We start from the raw sequence: 26,876 nt of genomic DNA on the forward strand, positions 1-26,876 counted from the left end.
TCTTCGTGAGCGATGCGGATCGCGAAGCGCGCAATTGTTTTCCCGCCCGCTATCTTGAACTGTGGCGGCGCGATCTGCCTCTGGATCGCTTCCTCAAGCGGGATGCCGTCGGGCGCTACCAGCAGGTCGATGCCGAAGCCTGTGGCATCCCGCGTGGTTTCCTGGATCCCTTGCAGCGGCGTACGGCATGCCTTGATCCAAAAAGTGACAAATGCAGCGATGGGCATCCGCCCTGGTTGGGCGTCGCCCTGGAAGGGGGAGGAACGAAATCCGCACCCTTCGCTCTGGGCGTTCTGGCTGGCCTGCAGCAGGCCGGGCTGTTGGACAAGGCTGAAATCGTGGCCTCGGTCTCCGGGGGAGGCTATGCGGCCCACTACTACTTCAGCCGCCTCATGGACGCCTGGGAGGCCCGACCGGTCCCGGCCTTGCCGGGTGCCGCCCCGGATCCCGCGGCGGTGGCTGACAATACCAGGGTGAGCGTTCGCAGCGAGCTCCCGGACAGCGGCCCCCAGGCGTGGTTTCGCGATTGCATTCCCCATAGCTACCACTGCGGTTTCGCCAAGGATCTGGTCAGCAAAAACGATCCTCGCTTGTGCCGCCCCGTCCAAGACGGTGATCCGTCCAAAAATCTGGGCAAGGACTACCAGTACTGGGAGCAGATCGTCCACTACACCGACCTGACCGCGCCTTTCGGTAGCTGGCGCCGGGTCAGTACCAGCGACTGGGCAGGAAGCATCGGTCACCTCGTGGGACTTTTTGGCCTCCAGATGCTGACCCTGCCGGCGCACCATCTGGCCCACACCCTCTTCAGTTGGCCGGAGAATTTCGCCCCCTCCCGGGAGGCGTACCGGGCCGGTATCGAGCGGGCCTACGGCCATACCACCACAAGCTGGCAGGCGGCGATGGCCCTGGCGCCGGAGTGGGTGCCACCGCCCGATCCCGCCGCGGCCGCGCTGACCTCTGCCGACCCCGCCTGGGACGATCCGGCCGAACCCTTGCGGCGGCGTGGCAGCCATACCCTGGAGCGGCTGGGCTACGCCTATCGTGACGCCCAGAACAACTGCCAGCGGGATGATGCGGGCCGCAAGGCCTGCGGCTTTCCCCTATGGATTTCGGGCACCGCCAATACTGCCGGTCGATCGCTCGAATCCTGGCTGGTGACGCCCGAGCGGGATTCCCTGCGCTTTCTGTTCGAGACTACCCCATTTTCCCAGGGGTCCGGCACCTTCGGCTGGGCGGACAGCCCCTACGGACCCTGGCTCATGCGGGATGCTGCCGGAGCTTCCGCGGCCTTTCTCGACGACGAGCAGAGGCGGTTCGGTACGCCGCCTTGGCGGACGCTTGTGAGCACCGGTCTACATCTTTTCAACCTCAATTGGGGCACCGACATCCCCAACTTCGCAGTGTCCGACGAGCGACGCGCGCTGTACCGATTCATGCCCTGGCCCCTGTATACCCTGCCCGTGTTCCAGGGGCGCGAGGCGCCCTACATCCACCTGACGGATGGCGGCAATAGCGACAACCTCGCCCTCATGAGCCTATTGCGGCGCGGGGTGAAGCACATCGTCGTGGCGGCCTCCACCGATGACGAACAGGGCGAATTCCCCTCCCTGTGCGAAGCGAAGAACCAACTCGAACTGGATGGCAGTTATCGTCTGCTGATGCCGGAATTGCAGGACTTCGACCGTGTATGTGCCCAACAGGTCGGGGTCTCCCAGGAAAAGACCTGGGGTGAGGAACGGGTCAAGGCCTATTTCTGCGAGCGGGCGGCTGGCAGCCCGACGGGCGCCGATTGCGACGCGCGTTGGCGAGATCGCAGCGCAGGAGCGGGCCTCGGTTACAACCTCTGGGATTGGCCCACCCCGGTTCTTCAAGGGTGTGTGGTCCGGGACGAAGAGGGGCAGGGCGCTTCCTGCGAGGGGGCGGGGAGCCGGCTGCTTTCACGGCTCTATGTCGTCAAGCCGGCCATAAACCTGAAGGTGGCGCAGCAGCAGGTAGAGCTCACGTCCGAAGGGACGCCGAATTCAAGCTGCGGCGGAAAACTCTGCACACACGAGCAGAGCCGCGTCCGCTCCTGTCCGGCACGTGACCCGGGAGACTTCATCGGCCCTCCGTTGAGTGGTGAAGAGGCTGCCATGGCGCTGCCCTGTACTGCCATGGCTTTCTTGAATGCGAATTATCGAGGCAATGGTGTGTACGGCGAATTCCCCCAGCACAACTTCCTTTTCATGACCCTCAATTCCAGCCACACCATGTATTCGGCGTACTACGACCTGGCGCGCCACTACACCCGGCAAATTGGCTTGCAGGGCGATTCCCTCACCGTTCCCCGGGGGCTGTGCCCGGAAACAGAAGGCTGTCGCATTCCGCTCGACGAGGGAAGGCGGAATTGTCCCTAAGGGCACGCATCATCGGCCTACTGAAGGCTGCGCGCAGCACCGGCGGGGAGCAGCCGGAAGATTCTTGCCCCGACAGAGTGCCGTGCCGAAGAATTCGTGAATCGGGCGCGGCACCTTCCGTAAGCCTCACAAAAGGAGTCTTCAATGTCGTTTCCCAAGCCTTACGCTCTTGTCTTCGCCACGGGGGCCAGCCTGCTGCCCGGTTTTTCCGCCGCCGAACCGGCCACCGCCACCGCCGCCGTCCTGGGTGGCCTGGGTGGCTTCTTCATCCAGCGTGCGCAAGGGCCGTCGACCAATGTCGGTTTGGCGAGTCATGGGTATGTGCAGTACGAAAATGCCAATGTTGCGGGTTGCAGCAAGATTCTGACCCGCAATGAGCCACTTGCGACGGGTCCGAAAGGGACGACCCAGGGCCAAAATCAGCCGAATACGGCAGTCGTCCAAAAAGACGACCCCGTCGCCGTCGCCCTGAAGCACGTCGTTCTCGGCACCGATCTGCACGTTCCTTTCCAGATTCCGGATCTGCTCTCCAATCGCATCCAGGTGGCTGTGGTTGCCAACGCCTTCGAAATGTGTGGCGCTGCCACTTGCGACGGGGGCTTCGACTTCCGCCCCAATGCCGACCTGGACGGCCGGGTGGTGTACTTTTCCAACGACGTGAAAAGGGATCAGCGCTCCCTGTCCTTCGGGGCCATGCCCATGTTCGGCCCCTTCCAGTACCAAGGAAATCCGGTGGGCTTCTCCCTGCATGTGGTCAAGCTCGCCAACGACCAGTCGGCCAATCTCAGTCCCTTGCTGACCACCCTGGCCGACTACGGCAAGCAGTCCGGCGCCGCCCTGACCCCCGAAGTGGGCGCCCTGTTGAACAGTATCGGCACCAATTTGCTCAAGGGTTTCGACGTGCGCCTCCTGCGCTACGACACCCTGCTCTACTCGGCTGGGGTGAGCGATGACCGCTCCCTGGGGATTCCAAAGTTCCGCTACGGCGATTACATCGTCGTACGCAAGGAAGATCGGGATCAGGAATTCGATTTTTCCAAGTACTGTTACGAGCCGAAAACCGGAAAGCTCTTCAATGGGGGGTGCTCCGAGGGTAAAGACTCTCCGACCTGCGCCGCGGGAACCGAAGCCACCGACGTCACCTACGGCGTCATCCAGGTTCTCAAGGCTGCAGCGCCAGCGCAAGCGAAGTATCAATTGTTCAAGGGTCTGCAAGCGGATGTGGCGCGGCTGGCGGCGGAACAGGGGCCGAACCTCACAGCCAAGTCAGTGACGGAAGTTGTCAGAGCCGGCAACTTCAAGGCCGACCTTGCCTTGGTGAGGGCGGTCAAGAGCATCACACATGGCAGCGACGATGAAGCGAAGGAGCGCTTGCTTGCCATCCTCAAGAAGTTGAAGGATTCGGAAGCTCATGGCGCTCAGAACGATAAAAACCCAGACAACTACGACGCCCGCCAGATTGCGGAACTGAAAAACGCTCTTGAGGTGAGGTGTACTGGGTTGGGTTGGAACGAGGACGCCCAGACTATCTACGGAAAGCTAGCCACCAACTGCCCCCAGAGGTGATTCTTCGGTGGCCGCTGGCCTTGGCGGTGGCCCCAACTGGTCCCCTAGATTGAGTCGCCCATCGACTGGCTCCCAGCGCCGGCATTGCGGGCCGCAACCCTGGGCTTTGTGTGGCAGGGATCTGCCCCGGCGTTCCGCCCGCAGAACATCGCCCCCATCCTGTTTGGGTGGGGGCGATTCCTGCAAGCGAGGCGCCTGGTGCCCTCCCGTATTACCATGCGCAGAATCCACCGAAGCACAGAAGGAGCGAACCATGTCCTTGGCTGAGACCATCTATCAACGCAGCCTGAACCTGCCCGATGCCGCGGCGCAGGAGGCCTTGGATTTCATTGAATTCCTCAATCAGCGCTATGGCCTTGCCAACGCATCTCAGGGGGCCGATGGCGATGCCGCGGACTACGAGACGTGGTTTGCGGCCCAGGTACAACTGGCGGTGAACGACCCGCGCGAGGGTATTCCTGCCGAGGCGGCCCGCGAGCACTTTGCCGCCCGTCGGGATGCCCTGCATCAGCGCACCCTGGGCAAGGGGTGACGCTCTTCTGGCATCCGCTGGCCATGGCGGATCGTGAACGCATCGTGGACTTCATCGCCCGCGACAAGCCCCTGGCGGCCATCGCCTAGGACGAGAGCTTCGATAATCACGCCCTGCGTATCGAGGCGAATCCGGCCCTGTACCGACCGGGTCGCATCGCGGGTACCCGTGAGGCCGTGGTCCATCCCAACTACGTGATGGTGTATCGCATCGAAGGGGAGGTGGTCACCATCCTGCGGGTCCTGCATAGCGCGCAACGCTGGCCGTCGGCGCAGTAGAGTCTCGTCCCTGGTGGGTCTGGTGAGCAGGATCGTTCCGCCGGATGTCTCGCTGCGTCGCGAGCCGATCAGACAAGGGTAGCGCGGTGTCTAACGCGGGGGCACCGCACCCATCCCCCCGTGCGCCCCCCTCCCCGGGTTAAAATGCCAGTCCCTGCCCCGCGAGACCATCACCATGACTTCCACCCGCAAGATTTCCATGACCGCTGCCGTCCTGGCCGGGGTTGCCCTGCCGCTTTGGCTGGTCTGGCGTGCCCGGGTGAGGCGCGCGAAGGCCGTCCAGACGAGCGCTGCGCTGCAGGGGGACGGAGTGAAGGTGGCGGGTGCAGGCAAGGCCAAGGCCCCCGCGCCGGTCCGCGCGGCGCCTTCGCCTCAGCCTTCTGCCGCGGCCGGCACGAGCAACGAGGCGACCGATCCCCTCTCCCGGGCGCGGGTGTTTGCCAGCTTCGGCCACCGGGTCCAGGCCGAGGCGGTGCTGGAAGGCGCCGTGGCGGCGGGGGAATTGAACCGCGAGGAAGTCGCGCTCTTCTGGGCGCGGCATGAGGTCGAAAGCGCCCGGCGGGCGGCGGCGCCCCTGGCCGCCAAGGTGCGCAAGGCGCGCCCGAAAACTGAGGCCGTAGCGACGAAAGCCGGGGGCAAGACCCAGGAAAGCTGATCCCCGCGGTCCTCTCTTCCGGCCCCCCCGTTGTTGCGGGAGTGGGCTGACCATCCGGACGCCGGGCGTCCTCTCCCTCCAACGATGAAAACCTTCTCCCCGTGGCCCTCCCCCCAGCCGAACGCATGACGCCCGCGGAACGCCGTGCCGGCGTTTCCCTGGCCTCCATCTTTGCCCTGCGCATGCTGGGGCTTTTCCTCATCCTGCCGGTGTTCTCGGTCCATGCCAAGACGCTGCCCGGGGGAGACGATCTCACCCTGGTGGGCCTGGCCCTGGGGGCCTACGGGCTTACCCAGGCGCTGTTCCAGATTCCCTACGGCATCGCTTCCGACCTCTTCGGGCGCAAGCGCGTCATCGCGCTCGGCTTGCTGCTCTTTGCCTTCGGAAGTTTCGTCGCGGCGGCGGCCCCCGATATTTACTGGGTGCTCATCGGCCGTGTCCTGCAGGGGGCCGGGGCCATTTCGGCCGCGGTGACTGCCCTGGCGGCGGATCTGACGCGGGAGGAGCACCGCACCAAGGTCATGGCCATGATCGGCTCGTCCATCGGCCTGGTTTTCGCCTTCTCGCTGGTGGGGGCGCCGCTGCTCTACGGGGTGATCGGCATGGCGGGACTCTTCGCCCTCACCGGTATCCTGGCCCTGGGCGCCATCGTCCTGCTCTACAAGGCAGTGCCCGAGCCCCCGCCGGTCAGCGGGCACGACAAGCTTCCCCTGCGCCGGGTGCTCCTGGATGCGGACCTCCTGCGCCTCAATTTCGGCATCTTCAGCCTGCATCTCATCCAGATGGCCATGTTCGTCGTCGTCCCCCATGCCCTGGTGCGAGGGGGAGGGCTGCCGGCGGCCGAGCACTGGAAGGTCTATCTGCCGGCGGTGCTGCTTTCGTTCGCCGTCATGGTGCCGGCGATCATTTCCGCGGAGCGGGGGGGCAAGATGCGGCCCATTTTCTGCGCTGCGGTCGCGCTGCTGGCCATCGTGCAACTGAGCTTGGCCGGCTTCGGCGAGGGGCTGTGGCCGGTGGCCATCGGCTTGCTGGCCTTCTTCGTCGCCTTCAACGTGCTGGAGGCGACGCTGCCGTCGCTGGTCTCGCGCACTGCGCCGCCGTCGGCCAAGGGCGCCGCCCTGGGGGTGTACAACACGACCCAGGCCCTGGGGCTCTTTTGCGGGGCTGCCCTGGGGGGCGCTCTCGCTCAGCATTTCGGAGATAATGCCGTTTTCGTCGTCTGCGCCGGGTTGGCCCTGGTCTGGCTGGGTGTGGCGGCTTCGATGAATTTTCCGCCCCGGCGCCGGCCGCAGGCGGTGCATACCTGAGGGGGAGTCCAAACATGGCATCGGTCAATAAGGCAATCATCATCGGCAACCTGGGCAAGGATCCGGAGGTGCGTTACACGGCCAGCGGGGAGGCGATGTGCAATATCACCGTCGCCACGACCGAAAGCTGGAAGGACAAGGCCAGCGGAGAGAAGAAGGAACTGACCGAATGGCACCGCATCTCCTTCTTCGGCAAGCTGGCGGAGATCGCCGGCCAGTATCTGAAGAAGGGGTCCCAGGTGTACGTGGAGGGCAGCATCCGGACCCGCAAGTGGACCGACAAGGAAGGGCAGGAGCGCTACACCACCGAAATCCGTGCCGACGAAATGAAAATGCTCGGCAGCCGCCAGGGCATGGGCGCCCCCATGCCGGACGCGGGGGGCGACAGCGGCGGCGACTACGCCCCGGCCCCGCGCAAGGACAAGCCCAAGCCCTCCTTCGACGACCTGGGTGACGATATTCCCTTCTGACCGGGATGGCGGGGGGCCGCCCCGCGGTGAGCCTCGGCATCCACGCCGAAGCGCGTGACTACCGGGTTCCGGCAGCCTGCCCTTGCAGTTGTCGGCGCACCTCTTGCAGCAGGGCTTCGCTTCGCGCGGCCAGGGCCTCTGCCTCCAGGAGCGCGGCCGGATCGCGCTGGCGGGCAAGCTGGTCGGTGCGGGCCGCGTGCTCCACGGCCTCGGTGAAGAGAAGGTTGCCGAAGACCCCTTTGAGCGTGTGGGCCTGGAAGGACAGGCCCTCGTAGTCTCGGGCCGCCGCGAGGCGGCGCAATTCGGCGCCGGCGCCGCGGTAGCTGCTCTCGAATTTTTCCAGCAGGCGGCGGACGAAATCGGCCTTGCCGCGGAAGCGGTTTTCCAGGCCCTGCCAGTCGATGGAGGCGGCGTCGACCGCCCGATCCGGGCCGCTGCCGGCCGGGGAGCGCTGCACGTCCCCTGTCGGCATGGCGCGGGCATCCTCAGGCGCTGCGGCGCTTCTTCCCGCCAGAAGGCGCAAGGTACTCACCAGCAGTTCCAGGTCAACGGGTTTGGTCAGGTGCTCGACCATGCCGGCGGCCAGACAGCGCTCCCTTTCTTCCGGCATGGCGTGGGCGGTGAGCCCCACCACCGGAAGCTCGGGGGCAATTTGCCGCAGGCGCTGGGCGAGGCCGTAGCCGTCGAGACGGGGCATCTGGATATCGGTGAGGACGACCTGGAAGGCCTTCGCCCCTTCGCGCTCGACGATCTCCAGGGCTGCCAGCCCGTCCTCGGCCAGGGTCAGCAGGACACCCTCGGCGATCAGCATTTCCTCCAGGACCAGGCGATTCACCTCGTTGTCTTCAGCTGCCAGGATGGAGACGCCCGGCAGGCGAGCCTGGGCGGCCTCCAGCGTGTGATCGCCACCGCCGGCCTCCAGGGCGGCAAAGACCTTCGCTGGGCGCAAGGGGCGCTCGACCACCGCACAACGGTCGCGCAAGACCGAGGGGAGTTCCTTGCCCCCCGGTGTGGTCGCGAGGACGACGGTCTGGTCACCCGTCGCCAGGACATCGAGCAGCAGGGAGGCCACGGCCGGATCGCTGGCCAGGGCGGCGTCCAGCAGCACCAGATCGGCCCCGCCACCCAGGGCGTCGGCTGCGGTGGCGGCCTGTACCCTGTGGCCGCGGGCAGCCAGCGCCGCGACGATGGCGGCATCCGGCGCGAAACCCACCAGGACGACCCGCAGGGGCGCGGCACGAGGGGCCTCGCCATCCGCGGCGAGGGGCAGGACGACCTCGAAGCGGCTGCCCTGGCCCGTGTCGCTGAGTACGTGTATGGCGCCCCCCATGAGGTGAACCAGGCTGTGGACGATGGACAGGCCCAGGCCGGTTCCCCCGAAGCGGCGGGTGGTCGAACCGTCGGCCTGCTCGAAGGGCTGGAAAAGGCGCCCGATTTCGTCCGAGGGGATGCCGATGCCGGTGTCGGTGACGGAAAGGAGGAGTTGCCCGTCGCGGGCGCTGGCCGCCAGGGTGATGCGGCCGCTGGGGGTGAACTTGACCGCATTGGACAGCAGATTGAGCAGCACCTGAGTGAGCCGCACGGTGTCGCCGACATAGCGCGGCGCCAGATCGGGGGCCACGAAAATTTCCAGTTGCAGGCCCTTGCCGTAGGCCAGGGGCGCGACGATGGCGGTGGCCCGGTCGATGACCTGACCCAGGTCGAAGGGGGCGTTTTCAAGCTTGAGCTTGCCCGCTTCGATCTTGCTGTAGTCGAGGATGTCATTGACCACGGTCAGCAGGGTCTGGCCGGAGTCGAGAATGCGGCGGAAACTGCCCGCGATCTGGCGTCCGCGGCTGTCGCGCAGGCCCACCTGGGCCAGTCCCAGGACGGCGTTCAGGGGGGTGCGGATTTCGTGGCTCATATTGGCCAGGAACTCGCTGCGCGCGGCGGCCAGCCGGCGGGCCTCGGCCAGAGCCGCTTCCCGCGCCGTTTCCAGGCGCCGGCGCTCGGTGATGTCGGTGGCCACGCCGATGACGGCAGGCTTGCCCTGGTAGTCGAAGGCGCGGCCCTGCACTTCGATCTCGAAGCAGCTGCCGTCCCTGCGCAGGGCCGTGAAGGTGTACTGGGCGATGCGCTCCCGCTTTTCGATACGCGCCTGGACGCGTTCGAGGACCTGCTTGCGGTTTTCGGGAGCGACCAGGTCCATGATGGCGATCTTGCCAATCATTGCGTCGGGATCGTCGTAGCCGAACAGGGTGGCAAAGGCGGGATTGACGTAGGCGAAGCGGCCCTCGCAGAGGATGTAGATACTCACCAGGGGCTGCTCGACCAAGCCGCGGAATTTTTCCTCGGATTGGGTAAGTTCGGCGGTGCGCTCGGCGACCATGCTTTCCAGCTTTTCCTGCTGCGCTTCCAGGCTCTTTCTGGCCAGGACCCGCTCCGTGATGTCGGTGGACTGGACGGTGATCCAGACGATGCGTCCGCTCCCATCCAGCACCGGTTGCACGATGAAGTCCTTGAAGCGTACTTCGCCGCTGCGCAAGGACGAGGTGATTTCGAAGCGGCTTGCCTGACCGGCGACGGCCGTCTCCACCGCTTCCCGGATACGGTTCCGCATGGCGGGGTCGTGGTCGTACCAGGGGCCTTCCCAGAAGGGACGGCCGACCAGATCATCCATGCGGGCACCCGCCGCGCCCAGGGCCGTGTCGTTGATGACGACGATGCGGCCCGCCGCGTCGAGGAGCCCCAGATTGAGGAACGGCGTGTTGAGCATGGCGCGGGCCTTCAACTCGCTCTCGCGCAGGGCCATTTCGGTCTGCACCCGCTGGGTCACGTCGTGCAGGCTGGCAACCACGCCCTCGATGCCGGCGGCGGTGCGGAAGGGTCGGTAGTCCGCCTCATAGAGCTTCTCTTCGCCGGCCAGGTTACGGCGGCTGGTGACGTAACGCACCGGCTGGCCCGCCAGGGCGCGCCGCAGGTAGGGTTCCACTTCGTTGAACAGGGTGGGCGGCAGAACCTCGGCCAGGGGCCGGCCGTGGATGTCCGCCGGGGTCATGCCGAACTGGGCGGCGTAGGCCGGGTTGGCGATGCCGTAACGGAGGCCGGGGTCGATGAAGGCCAGCAGATCCACCGAGGTGTCGAGGACTTCGCGGAAGCGGCGCAGGTCGAGTTCGGCTGCGATGCGCTGGCTCACGTCGGAGACGATGACGATGACGTGGGACTCGCCCCCGATGACCACGGAGCCGAGGCCGATTTCGACGTGGAATTCCCGGCCGTCCCGGCGCAGGGCCTTGAGGTGGCGCCCCTGGCCCATGATGCGGGGCGGGCTGTCGGGGGGAAAGCCTTCCCGCAGACTGCGGTGGGCGCGGCGCATCGGGGTCGGGATGAGGGTTTCCACCGCCTGGTCCAGGAGTTCCCCTGCGGCGTAGCCGAACATGCGCTCGGCTTCCGGGTTGAGGCGCACGATGCGCCCGTCGCTCGCCACCACCAGAATGCCCTCGGGCACCCGGTCCAGAATGAGGTTGGCACGGGACTCGCTGTCCCGCAGGGCATCCTCGATCGCCTTCAGGTGGCTGACGTCCTGGACCGTGCCCCGCAGGTGCGTCGGGCGTCCGTCGCGTTCCCGGGTGAATTTGCCGCGTATGTGCACCCAGCGGATTGCCCTGTCGGCGGGGCGGCAGATGGGGCAGGTGCGCTCCCAGGACGCACCATCCTGCAATCGGGCCGCGAGTTCGGCCGCCGCAGCCGGACGCTCGCCGGGGGGGCTCAGATCGTTCCAGGCGGCAAGGGTGCGCGGATAGGCGTGGTCGATGCCCAGGATTTCTTCCAGGACCGGCGAGGCGCTCCAGTGGTCGGCAGCGATGTCGTAGTCGTAGGAACCCACCAGGGCGATGCGCTGGGCTTCCTCCAGGTGGTCGCGGGCGGCCAGCAGATCCCGGGTCTGCTCCGCCACCTCGCCTTCCAGGTGCAGCATGTAGCGCTGCTCGCTGGCCAGGCGCTCCTGTGCGCGGCGACTGGCGCTGCGCAGTCGCTCGGCCGCCAGCCAGGCCGTGACCCAGAGCAGCAGAAGCCCCACGACGCCCAGCGTCACGTAGCGGCCCGCATCCGTGCGAGGGGCGGTGTCCGCCGCGGCGGCCACGACGCTCCAGTCGGTCCCCGTGACCGGCACGGAGGAGCCCGGGACGGGCACGATGGCGCCGCTCGGCGGCATGCCTTTGCTCAGGTCGAAGGGACGTTGCGCCGCGAGCAGGGGCCGTGCCGGATCGGCGCTGTGGGCCAGGTAGAGGCGATAGCCCTGGGGCTCGAACCACTCCAGGGGCGAGGCGAGCACACTCTCCGCGACGGCGACCCGCAGGGCGCCGGGCCCGGCGGTGAGGGCGACGGGGACGAGCAGCTCGTAGCGCGGCTGCTCTCCGGCGAGGCTGAGGAAGGCGCCGCCCTGGCCTGCGGCGATGAGTCGGCGGCTGCGGTCGCGGTGGTCGCTGTCCAGCGGCAGGCCGGCGTGGGCCAGGGGGCTGGCGTCGGCGTCCAGGAGTTCCAGGGAGAGTACTTCCGGCATGCGCCGTTGCAGGTCGGCGGTCAGGCTGGCGAGGCGGCGGGTCGTGGCCGGAAGTTCCGGGTCGAAACCGGCGGCGACCGACTGGCGCCGGATTTCCAGGCGCTGTTGGTCCAGGGTATGGACCAGGCGGTTGGCCGCCCCGCTGGTGGCATCGCGCACCGCCTGTAGGCGGGTTTCCCGGTCCCGCAACTGCCCGAGGTAGAGGGAGCCGACCAGGGCGAACGACAAGGCGAGCGCCACGGCATAAACAGCCAGACTCGTCAGGGTGGAACGGGTGATTTTCTGGTCGGCGGATTTGTCGACGGATTCCCCGGGCAATGGACTCTCCAAGGTACGCAGGTTCGACCGGCGCGCGCCCCGCCTCGTTCCATTTCTCGCCGCTACGGATGCGGCGAAGGAGGAAGGACGCGCGCTGCGGCCCGTTTATTCTGCGGCTTCGGCCAGCTTCTGCAACTGGGACAGTTGCGCCAGGGCAGATTCCATCGCCTCCAGCCCCCCGGCCAGACCTTCGAGATGGCCCAGGCTGGCGGTGACGTTGGCCCGCTCGATGGTGGCCTGCTCGCTCATGTGGCTGATCTGGGTGGCGGCGGACGAACTCTTGTCGGCCATGCCGTGCATGGCGGTCACCGTCTCGCCGGCCACCTCGCGGATGCGGGCGATGGTCGCCACGGCCTCGCGGATGCTGCCTGAGGTGGCTTCGGCCTGGCCCTTGGCGGATTGCGCCAGCTTGCGCACTTCGTCCGCCACCACGGCGAATCCGCGCCCCGCTTCGCCCGCCCGGGCGGCTTCGATGGCGGCATTGAGGGCCAGCAGGTTGGTCTGGTCGGCAATGGCGCTGATGCCGCCGGTGATGGTGCCGATGACCTTGGAAATGCGTTCCAGGTCGGAGAGGCCGCCTTCCAGACGGTCCTGGGCGGCCCGCGCCATGGCGACGGCGTCGCCGATGGAGGCGATGCTGCCCTGGGCCACGTTGAGGGTTTCAGCCTGGCGCACCGAGGCGTGCTCCAGTTGGGGCAGGGTGCCCAGGAGGGGCGAGATGGCGTGCTGATATTCGACCACCTTTTCCACCACCGCCGCCTGGATGCCGTGCAGGGCTTCCCAGCGATGCAGGGCGCGCAGGGCGTAGTGGCTGGAATAGGCGGCGTAGTGGATGGGGAAATTGGCCATGGGATTGCGTTCGGCGTCGTCGAAGAACACCAGGGCCGAAAGGGTCGGATTGATGGGGACGCCCAGGATTTCGCCGAAGGTGGAGAAGCCCGCCGCCGGGACGTCGCGGAAAAAGCCGGCCTGGGGCAGGCGGGCGGCGTTGTTCAGCCGGCGCAGGACGCAGTCGTTGAGCAGGACGCCGGCGGGAGGGCTCTTGTCGGCCAGGAAGGCTTCCCAGTCGCGCTGGGTGGAGGCGACGAAATCGGTGGCCTGCATGAGGAAAAGTTCGTCGCCGAATTCCAGATCGCAGAAGAAGGCGATGCGGTCAGGCTGGATCGCCGCGACGGAGCGGATGAAGTACTCGCTGCCCACCTTGACGGCGAAGGTCTTGCCTTCCAGATTGCGGCCGACGTCCTGGGGCGCGCAACGCAGGTAGGCAGCCAGGGCTTCGAGGACCGGCTGGGGGCGGCCGTCGGCTCCGAAGACCGAGGACACGGTGCGGGCCACCGGATCGGCCTCGGCCACCAGCCAGTGCTGGGCAGTGGGCTCGTAGTTCTGGGTCTTGAAGGGGGCGAAGGATTTTCCCGGCGCCAACTGGCAGAAGACCAGGACCGCCTTGCCCGTCTGCACCTGGCCCCGGGCGCGGATGTAGGTGCCGCTGAAATCGAGGCGTCCCCCCGCCGATCCTCCCACCGCAAGGCAGGGGAAACGCCCGGATTCGTACCAGGCGTGCATGAGGAAGCCCTCCGCGGCGGAAAGTCCGTCGCAGAAGACCAGGGCGAAACTGCGCCCCGGCGAGAGGGGGACTTCCACCCGCAAACGCTCCAGTTCGTTGCGCAGGGCGGTCACCCGGTTGCGGGCACTGCGTGCGCCTCCACCGCCCAGGTCGACCAGTTCGATCTGATGCCGCGCCACCAGGCTGTCGGGAATCCACAACCAGCTCCCCATGGTGCCGTCGGCGCTGCAATAGGCGGAGCTGCCGTCCTTGTGGCTGCACAGGGTTCCCGAGGAAGAGAGACAGACCACCGAACGCCCGGGGGCTTCCAGGCGCTGCCATTCGCCGCTCACCCGGGCGAAATCGGCCTGGGGTGGAATGAAGGCGAAGAGCAGTCCTCCGCCGTCGGGAACGTCGAGGGCCGCGAGATTCTGCGGCACGGTGTGGCAATCGAATGTGCCGCCGGCGACCCCGGGCTTCCGGGTCTGAGACGACGAAGCGCCGTTGCCGGCGCGGCCAAAGGAAAAGAGTCCCATGCCTTGTCTCCTGTTATGGGCGGGCCTGGTACGTGGCGACCCGCGCTCCCGGAAGTGTTCGCCAGGGCGCTTTCCGGGAATTGATTGTGGCCTCATTGTGGTCCGCAATCCTTGCAGGAACAAGGGTTTTCTCGCCTCGGCCCCCTCGAATAGCGGGTTTTCGTCGGGGCCCACGTGGGGGCAGCCGTTTTTCCGCGTGCATCCAGGTTCTCCCCCACGCCCCATCCGGGTAAAATCCGGGCAGCGCCTCTCTGCTGCCCTTGCGGCCGGCGCCCACCCCCCACCACCGTGAGCCGACCCATGTCGAATCCCCTGATCTTCAAGATTCTCGAAGACATCGCCAAGGACCTGTCCGGAAGCGAAGTAACCTTCCCCACCTTCCTGGACATCACCTTCCAGGTGCGCACGGCCTTGCAGAACCCCAACCTGAGCGTCGAACAACTGGCCAAGCTGGTGGGGGCCGAGCCGCTCATGAGCGCCAAGATCATCCGCATGGCCAATTCCGTGGCTCTCAATCCTTCGGGGCGTGAAATCGCCGACGTCAAGAGCGCCATCGTGCGGGTCGGCATGGAGGCCGTGCGTACCGTGTCCTTTGCCGTGGCCATGGAGCAGCTCCTCAAGTCGAAGCAGATGAAGACCTTCGAGGATCTCTCCCATCGCCTCTGGGAACATACGGCCCATGTGGCTGCCCTGTGCCGCGTCCTGGCACGCAAGCGGGCCCGCATCAACGGCGACGAGGCCATGTTCGCCGGGCTGGTGCACGACATCGGCGTGTTCTACCTGATGTCCCGGGCGGCCAATTTTCCCGAGTTCGCCGCCGACCGGGTCCAGGTCCATAGCCTCCTGGTGGGCTGGCACGACAACATCGGCCACGCCCTGCTGTCGGCCCTGGGCCAGCCGGAAAGCGTCTGCGTCGCGGTGCAGGAACACGAGACGGACCGCGAGGTGGCCGAGATCAAGACGCTCTCCGACGTGCTCTACGTGGCCAACAAGATCGCCAACCGCACCAGTACCTGGCGCGACGCGGAGATCGACGGCGAAATCGACACCTCGGTCCTCGACAGCATCTTCGATGCCGAGACCCTGGCGGAAATCATCGAGGAGTCGGAAGAAGAGGTGCAGTCCCTGAAAGCCGCCCTGGGCGGTTGAGTCCCGCCGCCGGCGCTGCCGGCGTTTGCGGGTGCGGGGAATACGGGGGATTCATGAGTCAACACGAAACGGCCGGCGACCTTGCCGGCAAGCGCCTCGCCGCCCTCGCCCTGGCGGCCCTGGGTGTGGTTTACGGCGATATCGGCACCAGTCCGCTCTACGCCATGAAGGAAGTCTTCGCCGGAAACCATCCGATTCCGGTGAGCGAGGCCAATCTCTTCGGCGCCCTGTCGCTTTTCTTCTGGGCGCTGATTCTGGTGGTGTCGGTCAAGTACGTCATGTTCATCATGCGGGCCGACAACCGGGGCGAGGGGGGCATCATGGCCCTCATCGCCCTGGCCCTGCGCGATGTCCAGGGCAAGCCGGGCCAGGCCAAGGCGGTGGCCATCGTGGGCATTCTGGGGGCGGCCATGTTCTACGGCGACGGCATGGTCACGCCGGCCATTTCCGTGCTCGCTGCGGTGGAGGGGCTCGAAGTGGCGGCCCCGGGGCTGCATGCCTACGTGATTCCGGTCACGCTCCTGGTGCTGTTCGCGCTCTTTTTCGTCCAGAAAAGCGGCACCGCCAAGATGGGCATCGCCTTCGGCCCCGTCATGCTCCTGTGGTTCGCCACCCTGGCCGTGCTGGGGTTGGTCAATATCGCGGCCAACCCGACCATCCTGCACGCCCTCAGCCCGGTCTATGGCGTGGAATTCCTCCTGGCCAACCAGGCCATGGCCCTGGTGGCCATGGGCAACGTGGTCCTGGCGGTCACCGGGGCGGAAGCGCTCTACGCCGACATGGGCCACTTCGGCCGCAAACCGATTTCCCGGGCCTGGTTCGCCTTCGTGTTGCCGGCCCTGGTGCTCAACTATTTCGGCCAGGGCGCTCTGATCCTGGGCGATGCGGAAGCGGCCAAGAATCCCTTCTACCTTTCGGCCCCCGAGTGGGCGCTCTATCCCCTCATCGGCCTCGCCACCCTGGCGACGGTGATCGCTTCCCAGGCCGTCATTTCGGGCGCCTTCTCGGTGACGCGCCAGGCCATGCAGCTCGGCTTCGTTCCCCGCCTGGAGGTGCAACACACCTCCGAGAAGCAGCAGGGTCAGATCTACCTGCCGGCGGTGAACTGGGGCCTCATGGTGGCGGTGATGATCCTCGTCCTGGGCTTCAAGTCCTCCAACAATCTGGCGGCCGCCTACGGCATCGCCGTCACCGGCGACATGGTCATCACCTCCCTGCTCGCCACCGTGGTCGTCGCCCGCACCTGGGGTTGGGGCTGGCCCCGCTCCATCGCGCTGTTTTCCTGCTTTCTGGCGGTGGAACTCGTGTTCCTGGCCGCCAACATCCTGAAGATTCCCGATGGCGGCTGGTTCCCCCTGGTGGCCGGCATAGGCGTCTTCGTCCTCATGACCACCTGGAAGCGCGGGCGCCAGCTTTTGTCGGATCGCCTCAAGGGCGAACGCCTGGAACTTGCCCCCTTCATCGAATCCCTCGCCATGTCCATGCCCACCCGGGTGCCCGGCACGGCGGTCTTCCTCAATGCCGACCCCAAGGGCGTTCCCCACGCCCTCCTGCATAACCTGATGCACAACAAGGTGCTGCACGAGCGGGTCGTGCTGCTTTCGGTCCAGTTCTACGACCTGCCCTACGTGCCGGAGATCGATCGCATCGAAGTCAGGAAAATGCGCGAGAACTTCTGGAGCGTCGTCGTCCAGTACGGTTTCATGGACGAACCCGACATTCCCGCCGCCATGGAGCGCTGCGCCGAGGCGGGCCTGGAGTGTTCGGCCCTGGATACCTCCTACTTCATCGGGCGCGAAACCCTTATCCCCAAGCTGGATTCCGACATGGCCTTCTGGCGCGAAAAGCTCTTCGTCGCCCTGTTCCGCAATGCGGGATCGGCCACCGCCTACTTCCGCATTCCCACCAACCGGGTGGTCGAACTGGGGACTCAGGTGGCTCTCTGAGCCTGCCCTCCGCAGGGGGGGCGCCGACGGTGACGCTGAACCGGAGCCGGGAGGCCGTGGCCCAGGCCCTAGAGGCGGCGGATTTTGTCCAGGAGCGCCGTGGTGGATGTCTGGTGCAGGAAGGGGATGGAATGCACCGTGCCCCCCCAGCCCCGGACTTCCGGGGCGCCCACGATGCGCTCCACGGGCCAGTCGCCGCCCTTGACCAGGACATCGGGACGGCAGGCGAGGATGGGCTCGATGGGGGTGTCGGCGTCGAACCAGGTGACCAGGGCGACGCATTGCAGGGCCGCCATGACGGCCAGGCGGTCGGCGAGACCGTTCACCGGCCGGTCCGGCCCCTTGCCCTGACGGCGCACCGAGTCGTCGCTGTTGAGGGCCACCACCAGGGAGGCTCCCAGGGCCGCCGCCTGGGCCAGGTAGGTCACGTGCCCCCGGTGCAGGATGTCGAAACAGCCGTTGGTGAAGACCAGGGGCCGCGGCAGGGCCGCGCAACGCTCGGCCAGGGCAGCCGGCGGGCATATCCTGGCCTCGAAGGCCGGTGCGGAATACCCCGGCACGTCTTCAGCGTGCCGCCGGCGCTTCCACCGGGGCCGGGGTCGCGGCGGGCTTGGCTTCCGAGCGGTTGGCGGCCGAGGAATCGAGGCGCTTCGTCTCGCTTTCCGCCACCACTTCCATCACATTGACCACCTTGCGCACGCCGGTCGTGGTCCGGGTGACCTGAACCGCCGCCTGGGCTTCCCGGTCATTGACCAGGCCCAGGAGGAAGACGACGCCGGCCTCGGTGACGACCTTGACGTGGTTGGCCGAGAACTGACCGGAATCGACGAAGCGGGCCTTGACCTTGGAAGTGATGTAGGTGTCATTGCTGCGGCCGGAAAGGGAAGACGAGGGGCCGACATAAAGTTCGTTCCACACGCCCTGCACGCCTTCCACCCCGCGCACCAGCTCGCCGATGCGGGCCTTGTTCTCCTCGCTGGGTGTTTCGCCGCTGATGAGCACCTTGCGGTTGAAGCTGGTGATGTTGATGTGGTTTTCCTTGCCGAATTTGTCGGAAATGCGGCTCAAGGCCTTCCACTCGATGGTCTCGTCGTCCGTCTGGGTGGCGATGGAGCGCCGGTCCAGGGCCGCCAGGACGCCGACCGTGACGCCGGTGGCCACGGCCGTGACGCAGCCCTGCAGGGCGGGAAGGGTGGCGGCGAGAAGTGCGGCGGAAAGGATGATTTTTTTCATTCTTCGACTCCGAGAAGAAGGCTGTCGATGCCGTCGCACAGACAGTGCACGATGAGAAGATGGGTTTCCTGGATGCGGGCGGTGCGTTCCGCCGGCACGCAGAGGTGGATGTCGTCGTCGCGCAGCAGGTCGGCGATCTGGCCGCCACCCCGGCCGGTGAGGGCGATGACGCGCATGTCGGCGTCGTGGGCGGCGGAGATGGCCTCGATGACGTTGCCGGAATTGCCCGAGGTGGAAATGGCCAGCAGCACGTCGCCGCCGTGGCCCAGGGCGCGGACCTGGCGGGAGAAGACCTGGTTGAAGGAGTAGTCGTTGGCGACGGCGGTGAGGATGGAGGTGTCGACGGTGAGGGCGATGGCCGCCAGTTCCTGCCGTTCGGCCTCGAAGCGCCCGACCAGCTCGGCGGCGAAGTGCTGGGCGTCGGCGGCGGAACCGCCGTTGCCGCAGGCCAGGATCTTGTTGCCGTTGACCAGGGCCGCCGTCATGATCTCGACCGCCGCGGCCACCGGTGCGGCCAGGGTCTCGACGGCATTCAACTTGGTATGGGCGCTGTCCTCGAAATGGCGGGCGACGCGGGCGATCAGATCCATGGTTCATTCCGCAAAAAAGTTGCCGGATTCTAGCATCGCGGTCCGGGAGGCGCTGTAACCAACGGTAAGGTGGGGAGTGGGGAGGAGTGGGGGGTCAGAGTTGGACGAGGATTTCGATTTCCACGCGCCGCCAGGGGTCCGGGTCGTCGCGCAGGGTGGCGATGCGGGCGACCAGGGGTTCGCCGCGGTCCAGCGCTGCGGCGACGACGCGATTGGCGGCCCGGGGCAGGTAGCCCAGCTTTCTTCCCCGCCACTCGACCCGGATGGCGCGTCGGTCGTGGCGGTTGTCCGGCTCCCGCACCAGGGTCAGCAGGTCGCCCACCCGCAGGCCTTCGCGCACCTCGTCCAGGGCGTGGTACTGGGCGCCGGCCAGGGGAGAACGCTGCACCAGGATGCGGACGGCTTCTGCCCCCAGGGCGGGAGCCAGCGCCCCGGAAATGAGCCCGAGGGCGGCGGCCAGCCGGCCGATTTTCAGACCGACCCGCAGGCCGCGGCGAAACATCGGGGAGTCCAGTGCGGGGCGAAGGCTCATTCGTCGGCGCTGAAGGCGTCGCGCATCCATTCCAGGCTCCGTCCGGCGGGATCGGCCAGGAGCACGCAATCGAAGCGGCAGGGACATTCCGGGCGCCCGGCCAGATAGTGCCGGGCGGCGAGGACGAGGCGGCGGCGCTTGGCGCCACCGATGCTGGCGGCAGCCCCGCCGAAATCCGCCCGGCTGCGCAGGCGGACCTCGACGAAGACCAGGGTGGTGCCGTCGCGGCAGATGAGGTCGATTTCGCCGCCGCGGATGCGGAAATTGCGTTCCAGCACGGAGAGACCCCGCGCTTCCAGGAAGCGGGCCGCCAGGGCCTCGGCTTCGCGGCCACGGAGGGTGGTGGTATCTTGGGGCTTTGCGGGCATGGATCGCGATGACGATTGAATCCGGTGCATTGTACGTGGTGGCGACGCCGGTAGGGAATCTGGCGGACCTCAGCCAGCGGGCCCGGGAGGTGCTCACCGGGGTGGCCTGGGTGGCGGCGGAAGATACCCGCCACAGCCAGCCCCTCCTGCGCCACCTGGGTTCCCGGGCGCGGCTCCTGGCCGCCCACGAACACAATGAGCGCGAGGCCGCGGCGCGCATCGTCGAGCTTCTGGCCGGTGGCGAGGCGGTGGCCCTGGTGAGCGACGCCGGCACCCCCGGGGTGTCCGACCCCGGGGCCCGCATCGTCGCGGCGGTGCGGTCCGCCGGCCATCGGGTCATCCCTCTGCCGGGGCCCTGTGCCGCCGTGGTGGCGCTTTCGGCCTCCGGGTTCGACGATGCCCACTTCCTCTTCTACGGCTTTCTGCCTCCCCGGGCGGCGCAGCGGCGGCAGGCCCTGCAGGCCCTGCGGGACCAGCCCTGGCCGGTGGTGTTCTACGAGGCGCCCCATCGGGTGCTGGAAACGGTCGGCGATCTGGCGGCCCTCTTCGGCGAGCGGCGCCTGCTCATCGGGCGGGAGTTGACCAAACTGTTCGAGACCATCGCCGTCCTGCCCCTGCCGCAGGCGGCGGCGTGGTTGCAGGCCGATCCCCATCGCCAGAAAGGCGAGTTCGTCCTGGCCGTATCCGCCGCCCCGGTTGCGGCGGACAACGGGGAAGGCGAGCGGGTGCTGCGCCTGTTGCTGGCCGATGGCCTGCCCTTGAGCCAGGCCGCCAAGCTCGCCGCAGCGATCAGTGGCGCCGGCCGCAAGGAGCTCTACGAAACGGCGCTGCGCCTCAAGGACGATCCAGCCACCTGAGCACGGTGCCGTAGAGATCGGCGGGTACCACGGGTTTGGTGAGGAAATCGTCCATGCCCGCTGCGCGGCAGCGCTCGCGGTCGCTTTCGAAGGCGTTGGCGGTGAGGGCCAGAATGGGCACCCGGGTGCCCCCCGGCAGGGCACGGACGCGGCGGGTCGCTTCCAGCCCGTCCAGGACGGGCATCTGGACGTCCATCAGGATCAGGTCGTAGGGGCTGCTCGCGGCGCAGGTGACGGCCTGGGCCCCGTCGGGCGCGAGGTCGACGCGGAGGCCGCAATCCTCCAGCATGAGGCGTACGATTTCCCGATTCACCGGTTCGTCTTCCACCACCAGGATGCGGCGACCGGGGAAATCCCGGCGCAGGCGGGATTCCGAGGCATCCGGCGCCCCTTCGGCCTCCCGGGGCTGGGCGCCCTTGGCCAGGCGTGCAGTAAACCAGAAGGTGCTGCCCCGGCCCGGCAGGCTATCCGCGCCCGCCTTGCCGCCCATCAGTTCGGCCAGCTTGCGGGTGATGGCCAGGCCCAGGCCGGTTCCGCCGTACTGGCGGGTGGTGGAGTTGTCGGCCTGCTCGAAGGCCGAGAAGAGACGCGGCAGGGCGTCCGCTGCAATGCCGATGCCCGTGTCCTGGACGGAAAAGCGCAGCAGGACGCCCTCCTCGTCTTCCCGCAGGGTGCGGACCTGGATGAGGATATTCCCGGTGGCAGTGAACTTGATCGCGTTGGCGACGTAATTGAGGAGCGCCTGGCGCAGGCGGGTTTCGTCGCCCAGCAAGGTCGCAGCGGGCACGTCCAGGCACGATTCCAGCGCCAGCCCCTTGCTGCGCGCCTCATTGCCCAGCACGTCGCGGACCGAGGCCACCAGGGCCGCCAGATCGACGGGGCTGGAGGAAAGTTCGAATCTTTCGGAATCGATGCGCGACAGGTCCAGGATGGCGTTGATGATGGCCAGAAGGTGATCGCTCGCCGCCATGAGCTTGGTCAGCTTGTCGGCCTGACGGGGCGTCAGGCCGTCGCGGCGGATCAGATGGGCCATGCCGTTGATGGCGTTCAGCGGGGTGCGAATTTCGTGGCTCATATTGGCCAGGAAGGCCCCCTTGGCCCGGGCTGAGGCTTCGGCGGCCGTGGTTGCGGCCTGGAGTTCCCGGGTGCGCTGCTCGACCAGATCCTCCAGGTGGTCGCGGTGACGGGCGAGCTCGTCGGCGATGCGCCGCTTTTCGGTGACGTCCTCATTCACGGCGAGATAGTGGGTGATGCGTCCGTCCGCCTGGCGGACCGGTGCGAGGCGGGCGTATTCGACGTACTCCTCGCCGTTCATGCGCCGGTTGATGAATTCCCCCTGCCAGGGCTCGCCGCGCAGCAGGGACGCCCACAGGGCCTCGAAGGTAGCGCTGGGGGTGCGGCCGGACTGGAGCAGGCGCGGGTTCTGCCCCAGGACCGCTTCGCGGGCGTAGCCGGTGGTGGTGACGAAGGCCGCGTTGACGTACTCGATGCGGGCTTCCAGGTCGGTGATGATGACGCTCCCCGGGCTTTGCTCCAGGGCCTGACTGAGGGTGCGCAGGGCCTGTTCGACGCGGCGCCGCTCGCTGATGTCGCGGGCGATGCCGAAGAGGCCGATGATCGCGCCGTCCCGGTTGCGCAGCGGGCCTTTGACGGTATGGAAAGCGCTTGCCGCGCCGTGGCCATTGACCGTCTCTTCCTCGAAGGTCATCAGGGTGCCCCGGGCGAGAACATCACGGTCCAGAGCGGTGATCGACCGGGCCGTCTCCGCGTCGAAAAGGGCGGCATCGTCGCACCCCAGGATGTCGGCCTGCTCCCGACCCATGACGCGGGCCGTGGCCTGGTTGGCCAGCAGATAGCGCCCTTCCATATCCTTGACGAAGATGGCGTCGGTGGTGCCCTCGACGATGGCCTCCAGCAGGCGCCGCGACTCGTCCAGTTCCCGGCTCTGCCGGTGCAGGCGGGCTTCCGACTCTTCCAGGCGGGCGAAGGCCAGGCTGCCCTGGATGGCGGTGGTCAGCTTTTCGAGGACGGCACGCAGTTGGGCCACGAAGCGGGGCGCCAGGGCCTGCGGGCGATTGGCGTGCAGGATCAGGATGCCCTGCGAGCCCAGGGGGCAGAGGGACCAGGTGCCCAGCGCGGCGTCCAGGGGCGGGGCAAGGAAATCGAGCAGCGGCGCGTCGGGACGGCCGCAGAGGTCTCGCGGGGCGCAGGCGAGGGGGTGGCCCGCAGGCAGGCGCTCCCGGGTCACCGAACGGCGGGGCAGGGCGTCCAGGAGGGCGAGTTCGCCGCTCTCGCCATCGCGCCACCAGACCGAGGCGGCGGCCAGGTTGCGCTGCCCGACCAGGGCGCGCAGAAACTCGCGGCAGGTCTCCCGGGCGTCCAGGTGGCGGCCGACGGTGAGAGAAAGCTCGTAGAGCGACAGCAGCTCCTGGGTGGTGTCCCGGGATTCGCTCATGACGGGGTGTGGGCGAGGGCGACGACGAAAGTCTTGTTGAAGAACTCGATGGGTTGGTGGCCGTCGGTGGCGATTTCGCCCAGGGCCAGGACGCCCTCCGGCCGGGTGGCGGTGAATTTGGCCAGTTCCTCGCCCACGGCCGCCAGTTCCTCGGGGAAGGCATCGCCCAGCATCAGGGCCCGCGAAAAGCAATCCGAAACCAGGCAGCGGGCGACATCGTCCGGCGCGGCGCAGGCCGCCACGGCCTCCCGGGCCGCGGCCACCAGGCTGTTGCGGTCACCATGCACCAGGTAGAGGAGGGTGTTTTCGCGCAAATCGGAAAGCAGGGCGATGCCCTGGTCGGCTTCGTCCACCCCCATGGGGTCACGGATGACGTCCTCACTGCCGTCGCGACCGATGCCCAGGGGATAGCCGGAATTGAGGTCGGGAAACACCGGGCGGCCGGTCAGGGCGGGGTTTTCGGCTTCCACCTGCTGGCGGTAGAAGCGGCCCGCAGGCTCCCAGTTGAGTTCGAGAAGCTTGCTGCCCCGGGTGCGCGAGGCGACGAAGGGGCCGCGCACCCGGCGCCAGCCGTGGCGCACCCGCACGGTGAAGCGTTCCGGCACTAGGATGGTGAGCCCCGCGTTGGCGAAGGCGCTCCCCGCCGCGAACAGGGTCGGCGCCGCCCGCAGGTCGTGGTAACCCGCTCCGGCGCCGAACTGCGGCAGGCCGTGGCCGTAGAGGTCGTAGAGCGCTTCGAGCAGGCCAGCGACATTGGGGCCCAGGCAATCCACCAGCACGACGGACGAAACCTCCCCGCTACCCTCCAGGGCGGGCGGAGGCTGGCGCCAGGTGACGCTGCCGGGGGCGAGATCGGCGATGGCCCAGCGGCTCTCGCCGGGCAGGGCGGTCACGATGGCCCCCGAGTGGCGCACCGCGCCCCCGTCGATGAGACCGGGGAAGAGGGCGCCGCAGGCCCGGAGGCCGGCGCTTTCCAGCGTCGCCGCGATGGTGGCCAGGGCTTCCCCATGGCAGTCGGCCAGGAGAACGAGCCACAAGGGCCGGGCGGCGGATTCGGGGCGGGCAGCGATCTGCCGCGCCAGGTCGTCGGGGGTCGAGAAATCGAGGTACATGCGCAAGGGCTGAAGTACGGGGCTGTCCAGTATTGCAAAGGCCCTCCGCGGAGTCAAAGCGCCGCGGCCATCGCCACGGCCTCCGCCACGGTCTTGCCCAGCGCCCGGCGGACGCCGGCACTTTCCCCTGCTTTGGGCTGCCGTCGGCGCGCCCGAATGGGCGGCGGGCGGCTAAAATGCCACTCTTCCTGGAAAAAACGCCATGCAGATCACCCTTATCCGCCCCGACGACTGGCACCTGCACCTGCGCGACGACGCCGCCCTGGCCGCCGTCGTCGGCCACACGGCCCGCCAGTTCGCCCGCGCCATCGTGATGCCCAACCTGCGGCCACCGGTGACCACCGTGGAGCAGGCCGCCGCCTATCGCTCCCGCATCCTGGCCGCCCTGCCGCCGGGTGCCGCCTTCGAACCCCTGATGACCCTCTACCTCACCGATCGCACCGACCCGGCCGAAATCCGGCGGGCCCGGGACTCGGGCTTCGTGCAGGCGGTGAAGTATTACCCGGCCGGGGCGACGACCAATTCCGATTCCGGCCTCACCGCGGTGGAAAAAGCCTACGCCGTCTTCGCCGCCATGGAAGAAGCCGATCTGCCCCTGCTGGTCCATGGCGAGGTCACCGACCCCCGCGTCGATCTCTTCGACCGGGAGAAGGTCTTCATCGACACCGTGCTGGCGCCCCTGGTCGCCCGCTTCCCCCGCTTGCGGGTGGTCATGGAGCACATCACCACGCGGGAGGCGGCGGAGTTCGTCGCGGCCGCGGGCGCCAAGGTCGCGGCGACCCTCACCGCCCACCACCTGCTCTACAACCGCAACGCCATTTTCCAGGGGGGGGTTCGCCCCCACTGGTATTGCCTGCCGGTGCTCAAGCGGGAGACCCACCGGGAAGCCCTGGTGGCGGCGGCCACTTCGGGTCATCCCCGCTTCTTTCTGGGGACCGATTCGGCACCCCACGCCCGCCTCGCCAAGGAGGCGGCCTGCGGCTGCGCCGGGTGCTACACCGCCTACGGCGCCCTGGAACTCTACGCCGAGGCCTTCGAGGCCGCCGGCGCCCTGGATCGCCTGGAGGCCTTCGCCAGCTTCCATGGCCCGGACTGGTACGGCCTGCCACGCAATAGCGGCAGCGTCACCCTGGTGCGGGAAGACAACCCCGTGCCGGCCGGCTTCACCTACGCCGGGGGCGATACCCTGGTCCCCCTGCGGGCCGGCGAAACCCTGAAGTGGAGGATGCTGTGATGCAAGCTGGAAAATCCACCCTCGCCGCGCTCTGCGCGGTCCTCCTCCTGACCGGCTGCATCAATGACGGCGCCACCTACCAGATCGACGCCACCGGCCAGCACAACCTCAGCCTGGTACGGGAGCAGACCTATCTGTGGGACAAGAAGGTCAAGTTCTACCTGGTGGTGGCCCGCATGCCCACCTGCATGCGGCGCCACCTGATCGGCGAGTTCTTCCCCAAGACCAAGGTCGAAATCTTCCGGGTGCCTTCGGGGGCTTATGTCGTGCGGGCGGGAAAAATCATGTACGCCACGGAAACCCAGACCTGCGAGGGCTTTGCCCCCATCCGGGACGAGCCCGAGGAGGGCATCGGCGAACTGGTTGGCACCTTCTCCGAAAAGGCCGGCACGCCCGTTTTCGAAGCCGCCGAGCCGGAAGCGGCCAAGTCCCGGTGAAGGAAGCGGCGGCTGCCGCCGCAGCGCCGCTCCTCCTGCTGCCGCGTCCCGACCTTGGCGGCGCTGCGCAGTGCCCCGACCTCCCCACCCTGGCCGCGGCTCTTGCTGCCGCGGGCGTCCGCAACCAGGTCGGCCAACCGCTGCGCCTCGTTCCGCCCGCTCCGGGTGGCCCCGGGTACGAGGAAAACATCGGGACGACGGGGGCGGTGGAAACCCGTGCGGGAAATTGGCACGACGCCTGCAACGCCCTGGCCTGGCTGGCCTTTCCCCGGGCCAAGGCGGCCCTCAACGCGGCCCACCGGGCGGCCCGGCTCCCCGGCGAACGGGGCCCGCGCCGCGACGCCCTGACCCACCTGGACGAATGCGGAATCGTCGTCCTCGCCGAGGAAGAAGCCCTCCTCGACCTGGTGCGCGGCTTTCGCTGGCAGGAGCTGTTCTGGCAGCGGCGCACCGCCGTGGAAACCCGCATGCGCTTCCTGGTTCTCGGGCACGCGACCGCCGATCAACTGCGGGCGCCCTTTCGCGGGCTGACCGCCAAGGCCGTCCTCTATCGTGTTCCTTCGGGCCTCGCGGCGCTTCCCCCGTCAAAGTTGTTCGAGGAAGCGGACCGGCGGCTGGCAGACGATCTGCGGCACGGCTTTCCGGCCCGGCCGCGGGAACTGCACCCGCTGCCCCTCCTGGGAATCCCGGGACTCGTGGCCGCCAATGGCGACCCTGCCTATTACGAAGACTCTTTCCAGTTTCCGGCTGGGAGAAGGGGATGCTTTTTCTCTGGAGGCAGGCGGGATTGCTGAACCGCTGCTTTCCGCCCTGAGGGCG

General features: G+C 67.6%; 21 protein-coding genes and 1 pseudogene. 13 read left to right on the plus strand and 9 right to left on the minus strand.

Annotated features, from left to right (window positions below):
- Positions 1–5 precede the first annotated feature (5 nt).
- The 7 genes and pseudogenes from IPM73_04655 (at position 6) to ssb (ending at position 7,207) form a co-directional block, all read left to right on the plus strand.
- Positions 6–2,399 carry a hypothetical protein gene (locus tag IPM73_04655; GenBank protein ID MBK8917354.1) on the plus strand — a complete coding sequence of 798 codons (2,394 nt, stop codon included), beginning with the start codon at positions 6–8 and terminating at the stop codon, positions 2,397–2,399.
- A 144-nt stretch (positions 2,400–2,543) separates the two neighbouring features.
- Positions 2,544–3,965, plus strand: coding sequence for a hypothetical protein (locus tag IPM73_04660; GenBank protein ID MBK8917355.1), 1,422 nt, complete (start codon positions 2,544–2,546; stop codon positions 3,963–3,965).
- Between the two features lie 253 nt (positions 3,966–4,218).
- Positions 4,219–4,497, plus strand: a complete 279-nt coding sequence (locus tag IPM73_04665) for a DUF2281 domain-containing protein (protein ID MBK8917356.1) — start codon at positions 4,219–4,221, stop codon at positions 4,495–4,497.
- A gap of 23 nt (positions 4,498–4,520) precedes the next feature.
- Positions 4,521–4,775: pseudogene (locus IPM73_04670) on the plus strand (type II toxin-antitoxin system RelE/ParE family toxin).
- A 175-nt stretch (positions 4,776–4,950) separates the two neighbouring features.
- Complete coding sequence (locus IPM73_04675; GenBank protein ID MBK8917357.1) at positions 4,951–5,430, plus strand: hypothetical protein; 480 nt, start codon at positions 4,951–4,953, stop codon at positions 5,428–5,430.
- A gap of 125 nt (positions 5,431–5,555) precedes the next feature.
- Complete coding sequence (locus IPM73_04680) at positions 5,556–6,737, plus strand: MFS transporter (GenBank protein ID MBK8917358.1); 1,182 nt, start codon at positions 5,556–5,558, stop codon at positions 6,735–6,737.
- A gap of 14 nt (positions 6,738–6,751) precedes the next feature.
- The gene (gene ssb, locus IPM73_04685; GenBank protein MBK8917359.1) at positions 6,752–7,207 is read left to right on the plus strand and encodes a single-stranded DNA-binding protein; all 456 of its coding nucleotides are present in this window, start codon (positions 6,752–6,754) and stop codon (positions 7,205–7,207) included.
- A gap of 58 nt (positions 7,208–7,265) precedes the next feature.
- On the opposite strand, the gene IPM73_04690 is transcribed toward ssb, so the two are convergent.
- Positions 7,266–12,065: a PAS domain S-box protein gene (locus IPM73_04690; protein MBK8917360.1), complete on the minus strand. Its 4,800-nt coding sequence runs from the start codon at positions 12,063–12,065 to the stop codon at positions 7,266–7,268.
- 105 nt (positions 12,066–12,170) lie between these two features.
- Entirely contained in the window at positions 12,171–14,048 is a 1,878-nt protein-coding gene (locus IPM73_04695; GenBank protein MBK8917361.1) for an FIST C-terminal domain-containing protein, read from the minus strand.
- A gap of 396 nt (positions 14,049–14,444) precedes the next feature.
- Between IPM73_04695 and IPM73_04700 the strand changes: the two genes are divergently transcribed.
- A complete protein-coding gene (locus IPM73_04700; protein ID MBK8917362.1) occupies positions 14,445–15,293 on the plus strand; it encodes an HDOD domain-containing protein in 849 nt (282 codons plus the stop codon).
- 53 nt (positions 15,294–15,346) lie between these two features.
- Positions 15,347–17,239 (plus strand): potassium transporter Kup, encoded by a 1,893-nt coding sequence (locus IPM73_04705; protein ID MBK8917363.1) that lies wholly within the window; start codon positions 15,347–15,349, stop codon positions 17,237–17,239.
- Positions 17,240–17,307: 68 nt separating this feature from the next.
- Here the strand turns inward: IPM73_04705 and IPM73_04710 are convergent, their stop codons facing one another.
- From IPM73_04710 to IPM73_04730, 5 genes are all read right to left on the minus strand, one after another.
- Positions 17,308–17,799 carry an adenylyltransferase/cytidyltransferase family protein gene (locus tag IPM73_04710; protein MBK8917364.1) on the minus strand — a complete coding sequence of 164 codons (492 nt, stop codon included), beginning with the start codon at positions 17,797–17,799 and terminating at the stop codon, positions 17,308–17,310.
- 4 nt (positions 17,800–17,803) lie between these two features.
- Complete coding sequence (locus IPM73_04715; protein MBK8917365.1) at positions 17,804–18,472, minus strand: BON domain-containing protein; 669 nt, start codon at positions 18,470–18,472, stop codon at positions 17,804–17,806.
- Positions 18,469–19,062, minus strand: a complete 594-nt coding sequence (locus IPM73_04720) for a phosphoheptose isomerase (GenBank protein ID MBK8917366.1) — start codon at positions 19,060–19,062, stop codon at positions 18,469–18,471. Before IPM73_04720 ends, IPM73_04715 begins: the two co-directional genes overlap by 4 nt.
- 94 nt (positions 19,063–19,156) lie before the next feature.
- Positions 19,157–19,564, minus strand: coding sequence for an HIRAN domain-containing protein (locus IPM73_04725; GenBank protein ID MBK8917367.1), 408 nt, complete (start codon positions 19,562–19,564; stop codon positions 19,157–19,159).
- A 26-nt stretch (positions 19,565–19,590) separates the two neighbouring features.
- The gene (locus IPM73_04730) at positions 19,591–19,962 is read right to left on the minus strand and encodes a YraN family protein (GenBank protein ID MBK8917368.1); all 372 of its coding nucleotides are present in this window, start codon (positions 19,960–19,962) and stop codon (positions 19,591–19,593) included.
- An 8-nt stretch (positions 19,963–19,970) separates the two neighbouring features.
- On the opposite strand from IPM73_04730, the gene rsmI reads away from it, so the two are divergent.
- A complete protein-coding gene (rsmI, locus tag IPM73_04735) occupies positions 19,971–20,819 on the plus strand; it encodes a 16S rRNA (cytidine(1402)-2'-O)-methyltransferase (GenBank protein ID MBK8917369.1) in 849 nt (282 codons plus the stop codon).
- Here the strand turns inward: rsmI and IPM73_04740 are convergent.
- Positions 20,797–23,274 (minus strand): PAS domain-containing protein, encoded by a 2,478-nt coding sequence (locus tag IPM73_04740; GenBank protein ID MBK8917370.1) that lies wholly within the window; start codon positions 23,272–23,274, stop codon positions 20,797–20,799. The two genes, rsmI and IPM73_04740, sit on opposite strands and share 23 nt — an antisense overlap.
- Positions 23,271–24,386 (minus strand): FIST C-terminal domain-containing protein, encoded by a 1,116-nt coding sequence (locus IPM73_04745; GenBank protein ID MBK8917371.1) that lies wholly within the window; start codon positions 24,384–24,386, stop codon positions 23,271–23,273. The genes IPM73_04740 and IPM73_04745 overlap by 4 nt, the downstream gene beginning before the upstream one ends.
- A 202-nt stretch (positions 24,387–24,588) precedes the next feature.
- Between IPM73_04745 and pyrC the strand changes: the two genes are divergently transcribed.
- From pyrC to IPM73_04760, 3 genes are read left to right on the plus strand one after another with little or no spacing between them, the layout of a single operon-like run.
- Complete coding sequence (gene pyrC, locus IPM73_04750) at positions 24,589–25,620, plus strand: dihydroorotase (protein MBK8917372.1); 1,032 nt, start codon at positions 24,589–24,591, stop codon at positions 25,618–25,620.
- On the plus strand, positions 25,620–26,057 hold the full coding sequence (locus IPM73_04755) for a hypothetical protein (protein MBK8917373.1): 438 nt from the start codon (positions 25,620–25,622) through the stop codon (positions 26,055–26,057). Before pyrC ends, IPM73_04755 begins: the two co-directional genes overlap by 1 nt.
- On the plus strand, positions 26,054–26,851 hold the full coding sequence (locus IPM73_04760) for a DUF3025 domain-containing protein (protein ID MBK8917374.1): 798 nt from the start codon (positions 26,054–26,056) through the stop codon (positions 26,849–26,851). The genes IPM73_04755 and IPM73_04760 overlap by 4 nt, the downstream gene beginning before the upstream one ends.
- The last annotated feature ends 25 nt before the right edge of the window (positions 26,852–26,876 follow it).

The sequence above is a fragment of the Betaproteobacteria bacterium genome (genome assembly GCA_016720065.1).
GTDB lineage: Bacteria > Pseudomonadota > Gammaproteobacteria > Burkholderiales > Rhodocyclaceae > SSSZ01.